This is a genomic window from Clostridia bacterium (genome assembly GCA_036562685.1).
GTDB lineage: Bacteria > Bacillota > Clostridia > Christensenellales > DUVY01 > DUVY01.
The window spans coordinates 1-8,471 of sequence record DATCJR010000025.1 but is presented as its reverse complement, the minus strand read 5'-3'; the positions used below and the strand labels follow the sequence as shown (position 1 = coordinate 8,471).

The 8,471-nt window shown below is 38.4% G+C and carries 8 protein-coding genes; all 8 read right to left on the bottom strand.

Features of this window, described 5'->3' with window-relative positions; translation table 11 throughout:
* A partial coding sequence (locus tag VIL26_01015; protein ID HEY8389524.1) for a GTP-binding protein occupies positions 1-377 on the bottom strand: 377 nt, incomplete at its 3' end.
* Positions 378-562: 185 nt separating this feature from the next.
* Positions 563-1,993, bottom strand: coding sequence for a 4Fe-4S dicluster domain-containing protein (locus VIL26_01010; protein ID HEY8389523.1), 1,431 nt, complete (start codon positions 1,991-1,993; stop codon positions 563-565).
* A 131-nt stretch (positions 1,994-2,124) separates the two neighbouring features.
* Complete coding sequence (locus VIL26_01005) at positions 2,125-3,288, bottom strand: SpoIIE family protein phosphatase (GenBank protein HEY8389522.1); 1,164 nt, start codon at positions 3,286-3,288, stop codon at positions 2,125-2,127.
* Positions 3,285-4,991, bottom strand: coding sequence for a [Fe-Fe] hydrogenase large subunit C-terminal domain-containing protein (locus tag VIL26_01000; protein ID HEY8389521.1), 1,707 nt, complete (start codon positions 4,989-4,991; stop codon positions 3,285-3,287). Before VIL26_01000 ends, VIL26_01005 begins: the two co-directional genes overlap by 4 nt.
* Positions 4,988-5,239, bottom strand: a complete 252-nt coding sequence (locus tag VIL26_00995) for a (2Fe-2S) ferredoxin domain-containing protein (protein HEY8389520.1) — start codon at positions 5,237-5,239, stop codon at positions 4,988-4,990. Before VIL26_00995 ends, VIL26_01000 begins: the two co-directional genes overlap by 4 nt.
* 14 nt (positions 5,240-5,253) lie before the next feature.
* Positions 5,254-5,499 carry a (2Fe-2S) ferredoxin domain-containing protein gene (locus tag VIL26_00990; protein HEY8389519.1) on the bottom strand — a complete coding sequence of 82 codons (246 nt, stop codon included), beginning with the start codon at positions 5,497-5,499 and terminating at the stop codon, positions 5,254-5,256.
* Positions 5,500-5,512: 13 nt separating this feature from the next.
* Positions 5,513-6,262, bottom strand: a complete 750-nt coding sequence (locus tag VIL26_00985; protein ID HEY8389518.1) for an aminoglycoside phosphotransferase family protein — start codon at positions 6,260-6,262, stop codon at positions 5,513-5,515.
* Between the two features lie 3 nt (positions 6,263-6,265).
* On the bottom strand, positions 6,266-8,471 hold a 2,206-nt coding region (adhE, locus tag VIL26_00980), incomplete at its 5' end, for a bifunctional acetaldehyde-CoA/alcohol dehydrogenase (GenBank protein ID HEY8389517.1).

The following is an 8,471-nucleotide window of genomic DNA, read 5'->3' as shown; positions in this document are numbered from 1 at the left end:
GGCAAATGATTTTTTATGCAATAGTCTATTGCCTTTTCTGTTCCTACCGTCAAAGTGCCGCCAGCGCTTGTTACGATTATTGCACCGTCAGCTACTTTGAGTGCTTCTATCATTTCTCCTTCAAAATCAAAAAAACCAGGAACGTCTATAATATTTATTTTGCAGCCTTCCCATTCGATGTTGGCTGTCGCAAGGCTGATGGAAATATGCCTAGAAACTTCTTCGGGGTCAAAATCCATTACTGTGTTTCCGTCAGGCACTTTGCCCATTCGGTCAATTGCTTTTCCGCAAAACAACATTGCTTCGGCTACGGTGGTTTTTCCTTCTCCTGTGTGTCCAATCAAAGCGATATTACGTATATCCCTTGTCTCACGCATAATTCCCTCCTTTATCATCATAAATTCATTTTAATATATTTCTATATGATTTTCAAGGTGTATTTTGTTTTATTATGAATTATTGTAACTTTATTCTTAGGGATAAAAATTATTTTTAAGGTATAAAAAAAAGCTGATTAACAAACATTAATCAGCTTTCTATTTATATTCATTTAAACTCGCTTTTATTTCAAAACGCTTATTGCGTCTGTTATAGTTTTTTCTAATGCTTCATTGCCGTATTTGTCAACTTCAGCCTTGTTTTTCTCGCCGTGGGTTAGGCAGCCGGCACCACCTATACAGCCGTTAACGCACGCCATGCCTTCAATAAAGTTTTCGTTTAAAACACCCTTCGATGCTTTAAGCAAAGCGACTTTGCACTCTTCTATTCCGTCGCAGGCAATAGGCTTGTAATCAAAGTCTGTAATTCCTCTTTCTTTGAGTGCCTGTTTTACAGCGTCTCTAAGACCGCCGCTTCGAGCAAAGATTCGGCCAAAATACGACGCATTGTCCAAAACATCTTCGCCTAGAGTATTAATATCCATAGACCTGCTGTCAAATAACGCCTGCAGCTCTTCAAAAGTTATAACGCTGTCTATATAAGGTCTAACTTCGGGTTTTTGGAATTCCATCTTTTTGGCAGTGCAAGGTCCTATAAATACTACCTTGCAGTCTTTATTGCGTTCTTTTAGATATTTTGAAATAGTCGCAACAGGTGAAAGGTTGTGAGAAATATGAGGTACCAAAGTCGGGAAGTTTTTATTGATATAATCAACAAACGCAGGACAGCATGAACTTGTCAAAAATCCTTTTTCGGCGAGTTCTTTTGCTTCGCTATAAGCGACCATATCAGCGCCTAAAGCTGCTTCAACTACACTATAAAAGCCCAAAGCCTTGATGCCAGATATAACCTGACCTAGTTTTGCATATGTAAATTGGCTTGAAATTGAGGGAGCAACTACGGCATAAACCTTATATTGAGTGTTATTCTGACTCTTTTTCAAGATGTCTATAACATCCAAAATAAACGACTTGTCAGAAATTGCGCCAAAAGGACATTGATAAACGCAAGCGCCGCAAGCAATACATTTTTCATTTTCTATCTTAGCAGCATGGTTTTCATCCATAGTGATCGCCTTAACTTTACAAGCCGATTGACAAGGTCTTTTGAAGTTGTTGATCGCATTGTAAGGACAAACTTTTGCGCACATACCGCATTCTACGCATTTTGATTTGTCTATATGCGCTTTTTGGTGTTCGTCAAAAGAAATTGCATTTCTTCTGCATACATCTTCGCATCTATGAGCAAGACAGCCTCTGCAGGAATCCGTAACAGTATAACCGCCCGCAGGACAATCATCACAGGCAATATCAATAACTTCTATTACATTGGGATTTGATTTATCTCCGCCCATAGCAAGCTTAATTCTTTCTGACAAAATTGCTCTTTCTTTATATACACAGCAACGCATGGTAGCATGTTTGCCGGGAACTATCGTCTTGGGAATATCATTGATATGTTCTAATAAGTCATCATCAAATGCATGTTTGGCTACTTCTTTTAATACTTTATATTTTAATAATTGAACTTTCGTATCAAATTTTCTGACTTCCATTATATAACCCTTTTTACAAAACCCTTTTTATTTCTTCTTTTGAAAACCAATTTTAAACTTGCATTATTTTATCACTTTTTAGATTTTTTGACTAATAAAACATTATATTTTTTGATATTGACAATATTTAACTAGTCATAATAGACTTCTACATGTTTGCCAATAAGCTTTAGATTGTTTGAAAGAGTTTCTATCAGCTTTAATTTCATAGTGGTATCTATAGGCAATCCCTGATGAGCTGCGTTAATGCTCTGCCCCACATAAAAAATGATATGAGTAGCTTCTTCAAACAATAAATCTGCAAGCTTTGATGCTCCGTCTTGCTCTTTGAAATACTTGGGCGACAAATCACTGTTAGAAATATATTTTTCACACAAATTAAGCAGCTTTCTCAAAGTCAATACGCCTTCTGTCGCCAAATCAATACCTTTTATATATCCGATCGGCGGAACATCTTTGTCCGGAAAATCCAAAGCGGTTTTGACTTCGGTGTTAAGATATCTTGCGACTATTAATGAACTAGTGCCGCCGCAAACTACTTTTTTACCGTCACCTTTTAAAAATTCGGAGATGTAATAATTGTCTTTATCTTTTTCGACGGGCGGTCCTACCATAATTTTGACTTTTTGCTCTTTTCTAACTCTTACCGCCGCCACAGTGGTATCGTCGCCAGGCTGTCCAAGATACAAGTCATTGCATGCGCTTGCCACAAGCGAAGCTATGCAGCGCGCGCTCATATGCGAGTCCACTGCACGGTCAATGAAGTTCATGATGTCTTCACGCTTCCAGCCAAAATTAAGAGTCATGCCTATGCCGGCGTGTATCGCTCCATCGCTCATCATGATTATTACATCGTTTTCGGACAGATCGAGATCTGTTTTATAAACGGTCTTGCCCAAAATTTCCATTTGGGTTCTAGCAAAATTCTGACATCTGCCCTTATGATAATAAATGGCCTGCGGATTATCAAACTCAATAAGATAACCTTGTCCTTGAGTGTTAATATTAATTATAGAAAAAGTCGAATATGCAATACCTCGCACTTTGCAGACCGGCAAAGACTGCAAAATTGTTTCAAGGCAATCTTCCATTCCGATACCGTTGGAAACCATAGTGCATAATATCTTGCTTGTCAATGTCGCCAAAATATTGGCTTTAACTCCGCTTCCCAATCCGTCTGCCAAAACAAGAGTGATGTTATCTCCGTTTTTGCAGTATTCAACCTTATCTCCGCAGAGCTCTTCTCCGACATGATTTAGTGATGTATAACCATATTCTAGACACAGCGGAATCATTTTACTTCACCGTTTTCTTCTTGCAGTGTTTTTTTAAGTTTTAGCAAAGCTACCTTGGTTTCTGCAGTCGTTTCACCCAAAAGCGAAGCTATCTCTTGCGCAACGCGCATTTGCTTTTTTATTACTTCATCCGTTGTTCTCAACGTCTCCATTTTTACGCTTTTGAGTTTTTCTTCATAAGTTGTTTCTTCAGTTATATCTTTCATTATGCCGTACAAAAGACTGTGGTTTTTTAAAAGAATAATCGTTAGCTCGACATAAGAATCCGTTTTGCTTACATATATCTTTTTGTTATGTATGTTTTGACCTTTAGATTTGGCTATTACAAAATCGCTAAAATCAAAACAATCCGCCGCATACATTCCTCTTGCATTGGTATAATCTATGCCTAATAGCTTTTTTGCTTTGGAATTGAGTTCCAAAATTTTGAAATCATTATCTAACAAAATTATGCCGTTTGGGCTGTTTTGAATCATTTCATATGACATGGATTCTGCCCTTTCTCTCATATAAGGCAGGCACATGTCTATATTGGCATAGCCATTGGCTACCGCCCATGCTTTTTCTCGGCATGTTGAATATCCGCACGCTCCGCAGTTAAGTTCATCATCAGGCGTGAGCTTGCCTGTTTTGGCTAAAATTTCTTTTATCTCATGCTCAGTAGGCGTATATTCAACTGGCTTTATTCGTTTTCTAATGCAGGAAAAATCTATCGTACCGTAATCAAAATTATCTTCTGTTTTTGCTTTTTTAAAATCCTGCTGAACATAACTTCTTACAGCTTCGTTGGCTTTTACCGAACCGCCTACTGTTTTTAGACTGCAAGGACCATTAATGCAAGCATATTCGCAAGAATTTAATTCCAAAAACATTCCAGACAAACTATTGATGTTTTGCAAAACTTCTGTGCATTTTGCAACACCGTCAACAGCGACATACTCATAACCTTCGGGATATCTTGAAAAAGATTTTATAATACCCCTGCTTATCGGATAATATCGCGCTCTGTTAGGTTTGCCGTTTTTTGAATCCTGCTCGCCTTGTTCTACTAACTGTATGCCATTATCTTTTAACATACTTACAAGGTCTTCAAAAACCAAAACCCCGTCGATCAGCCCGCTTTCTTTGGCTTCACGCTTTTTTGCGATACAAGGGCATATAAAAACTATCTTGCAATCTGGATATTTTTTCTTTAGAATCTTGGCATGCGCAATCATAGGCGAATCTACAGGCGCAAGATATTGCAAAGCATCTGGGTAATAAAGCTGTATCATGCGATTGACTGCAGGACATGCAGAAGTTATAAAGTTTTTGAATTTTTTTGTATCCAAAATTTTCAGATATTCTTCAGATACCGCTTTGGCGCCGACCGCTGTTTCTTCAGCATCAAAAAAGCCCAGCTTGATAAGAGCGGACTTCATAGCACCAAAGTCATTCAATTCAAAACTAGAAACAAAAGACGGTGCAACGCTTGCTATAACAGGAACACCGCTTTTTAACAGCTTTTCTACTTCAATTCTTTCTGAATGAACTTTTTTTGCATTTTGCGGGCAAACACGTGTACATTTGCCGCACAAAATGCATCTTTGTTCTATAATTTTGGCATGGTGGTTAAAGACTTCTATCGCTTTAGCCGGACATTCCCTTAGACACTTGTAGCAGTCTTTACACCTTGCATCTTTAAATTCAAGGTAACTTATCATTTGTTCCTTAACTTAGGATATATTTCATCCAAAAATTTCTTTTCAATATTTTCTTGATTTACGTCGTGTAAAAAGACTTCGTCAGCAGTAATATTAACGCTATGCTGGCATTGTCCCATACAAAAACTAGCTTCCATTTCTACTAGATTTTCTACGCCGTATTTTTTTAGCAATTTGGAAAGCTCTTCAATAACTGCATAAGAGCCATGCAAGTGACAAGAGCTTCCCACACATATCTTTAGTTTCAAGCGATCACCTATATTTATAGCCTTTTTTGAATAACGTCTGTAAAGAATTGCTTGACCTGATCAGGCTTAACCGAAAAACACTCATCATTGACCGAAATATTAACGCCTTCATTAGTGCATTTATTCATGCAAAATTCACCGCTCAGTTCGACCTTGTCTTTCAGATTGTTAGTGTCAATCAGGTATTGAAGTTCTTCTACTACCTGACGCGAGCCTTTGAGATGACACGCACTTCCTATACAAATCTTGACTTTTAACATAGTACATCCCTCCTTATTCATAGTCAACTACATCTATCCAGTGCATCAAAAATTCTCTTTCTTGAGGCTTTCCTTTGGTAAGCTGTGAAGCAGCAACAATAGGTATCCATTGCTGAACATATTGTTTTGCAGTATCTCTTTTTTCACAAAATAAATTAAGATATTTGTCAGCACCGGTGATATCGCCCGCCAGCCAGAACAATAAATATGTTCTAGCCGCATCCGCACTGGCGTTGCCTTGAGTAGCATGCGACCAGTCTAGAATATACGGAACATTATCTTTGGTAATTATAATGTTGCTAGGGTTGAAATCCCCGTGGCAAAGTCTATCTTTTTTTGGCATGCTGGCAAGACGAGTATGCAAGTCATATCTTGTTGTAGCGTTCAATGGCGCCTGTGAAATCTTTCTATCCATTTTGTCTCTTAGTTTATTGAGCATAGGGCATTTTTTGGATAGAACAAAAACTTGCAAATCAACAAACATATTGAGATATTCGTCATATTTTTCGGGATTTTCTTTCATCAATCTGTCCAAAGTCTTGCCTTCAATATATTCGAGAACAATAGCCCATTTTTCATCGATTTTGGTTACTTCTAAGATTTTGGGAATGTTAAGCCCTGTTTCTTCTACTCTAGCCTGATTCAAAGCCTCGTTAAGAATATCAGCCTTTGAATAATCCTTATCAAACACTTTAATAACCTTGTCGCCGTCACGGTATATTGTCTTATTAGTTCTTACTGCTATTACCTTATCTAATTTCATTTTTTATTCCCCTTTATTGTTTCCGTAGTATGCATCCAGGTACATTTGCTTAAGTTCGCTCATAAGCGGATATCTAGGATTTGCACCTGTGCACTGATCGTCAAATGCCTGTTCGGTCATTTCGTCGAGCTTAGCCAAGAATTCAGATTCTTCAATGCCATAATCTTTTATTGTCTTTTTGATTCCGACCTTTTCTTTGAGTTCATCAATAGCTTTTATAAGGCTGTTGAGTAATTCTTTATCATCCTTGCCTTTTAAGCCCAAATATCTTGCCAAATCTGCATATTTTTCCAAAGTCTTAGGATGGTCGTATTGAGGGAATGTACCCATCTTTACAGGAACTTCTTGTGCGTTGTATCTCAAAACATGAGTGATCATAAGCGCATTGGCAACACCGTGAGGGAGATGGAAGAAAGCACCCAGCTTATGCGCCAAAGAATGGCATACACCCAAGAACGCATTGGCAAAAGCCATACCAGCCATAGTAGCAGCATTGGCCATTTTTTCTCTTGCCTCAACATCGGTCTGACCGTTTTCGTATGCTCTGGGCAAATATTCAAAAATAGTTTTCAATGATTTATATGCAAGTCCGTCAGTGTAATCAGTAGCTAGCATAGATGCTATTGCTTCTAAGTCGTGTGTTACGGCATCAATACCAGACGCTGCTGTAAGTCCTTTGGGTGCGCTCATCATAAGGTCGGCATCTACAATCGCCATATCAGGCAACAATTCGTAATCAGCCAAAGGATATTTTACGCCTGTGTCTTGATCAGTGATAACCGCAAACGGAGTAACTTCTGAGCCTGTACCTGCTGAGGTAGGAATAGCTATGAAATATGCTTTTTCACCCATTTTGGGGAAAGTATATACTCTCTTTCTTATATCCATAAAGCGCATAGCCATATCCATGAAGTCAACTTCAGGATGTTCATACATTACCCACATAATTTTACCTGCGTCCATTGCGCTTCCGCCGCCTATTGCTATTATACAATCAGGCTTGAAAGAATTCATGCATTTTGCGCCTTCCATTGCACATTTTAATGTAGGATCAGGCTCAACATCAAAAAATACCGTATGCTCAATACCCATTTCGTCTAATCTTTGGGTAACGCATTTTGTATATCCATTGGTATATAAGAATCTGTCTGTAACGATAAATACTTTCTTTTTGTTCAATACATTTTTGAGTTCGGCTAAAGCAACCGGCAAGCAGCCTTTCTTTATATATATCTTTTCAGGCGTTCTAAACCACAACATATTTTCTCTCCTTTCTGCCACAGTTTTTATATTGAGAAGATGCTTAACACCTACGTTTTCAGAAACTGAATTGCCGCCCCATGAACCGCAGCCTAGGGTAAGCGAAGGTGCAAGCTTAAAGTTATAAATATCTCCAATTCCGCCCTGTGAAGAAGGAGTATTAATCAAAATACGGCAAGTCTTCATTCTTGCGGAAAAGACATCGATTTTTTCTTTTTGAGTAACTGCATTGATATAAAGAGATGATGTGTGTCCGTAGCCGCCGTCTGCAATAAGATGCTCTGCCTTGGAAATAGCGTCCTCAAAATCATTTGCCTTATACATAGCAAGTACAGGCGATAATTTTTCGTGCGCAAATTCTTCTGACAAATCCACCTTTTCTACTTCGCCTATCAATACCTTGGTGTTTTGAGGTACTTCCACTCCTGCAAGCGTTGCAATCTTATATGCCGATTGACCTACGATTTTGGCATTCAAAGCATTGTTAATTATTATAGTTTTTCTTACTTTTTGAGTTTCTTCTTCATCAAGGAAATAGCAGCCTCTTGCCTTGAATTCTGATTTTACCTTGTCATATACTTCTTTCAAAACAATAACCGACTGTTCGGAAGCGCATATCATTCCGTTATCAAATGTCTTGGAATGAATAATTGAGTTAACTGCCAAAACAATATCGGCTGATTCGTCTATGATAGCGGGTGTATTGCCTGCGCCTACGCCTAAGGCAGGTTTTCCGCTTGAATATGCTGCTTTTACCATACCGGGACCGCCCGTAGCCAAAATGATGTCCGCTTCTTTCATAACCATATTGGTCATTTCCAAAGAAGGAACGTCAATCCAAGCAATAATGTTTTCGGGTGCGCCGGCTTTTATTGCAGCTTCAAGCACAATTTTTGCTGCTGTGATTGTGCTGTTTTTTGCTCTCGGATGAGGGCTGATAATTATTCCG

What these genes read in the sequence shown, in the direction of transcription:
- VIL26_00985 (HEY8389518.1), bottom strand. Translation starts at nt 6,262, where the DNA reads ATGAAATTAGATAAGGTAATAGCAGTAAGAACTAATAAGACAATATAC.
- VIL26_01005 (HEY8389522.1), bottom strand. Translation starts at nt 3,288, where the DNA reads ATGATTCCGCTGTGTCTAGAATATGGTTATACATCACTAAATCATGTC.
- VIL26_01000 (HEY8389521.1), bottom strand. Translation starts at nt 4,991, where the DNA reads ATGATAAGTTACCTTGAATTTAAAGATGCAAGGTGTAAAGACTGCTAC.
- VIL26_00990 (HEY8389519.1), bottom strand. Translation starts at nt 5,499, where the DNA reads ATGTTAAAAGTCAAGATTTGTATAGGAAGTGCGTGTCATCTCAAAGGC.
- VIL26_01010 (HEY8389523.1), bottom strand. Translation starts at nt 1,993, where the DNA reads ATGGAAGTCAGAAAATTTGATACGAAAGTTCAATTATTAAAATATAAA.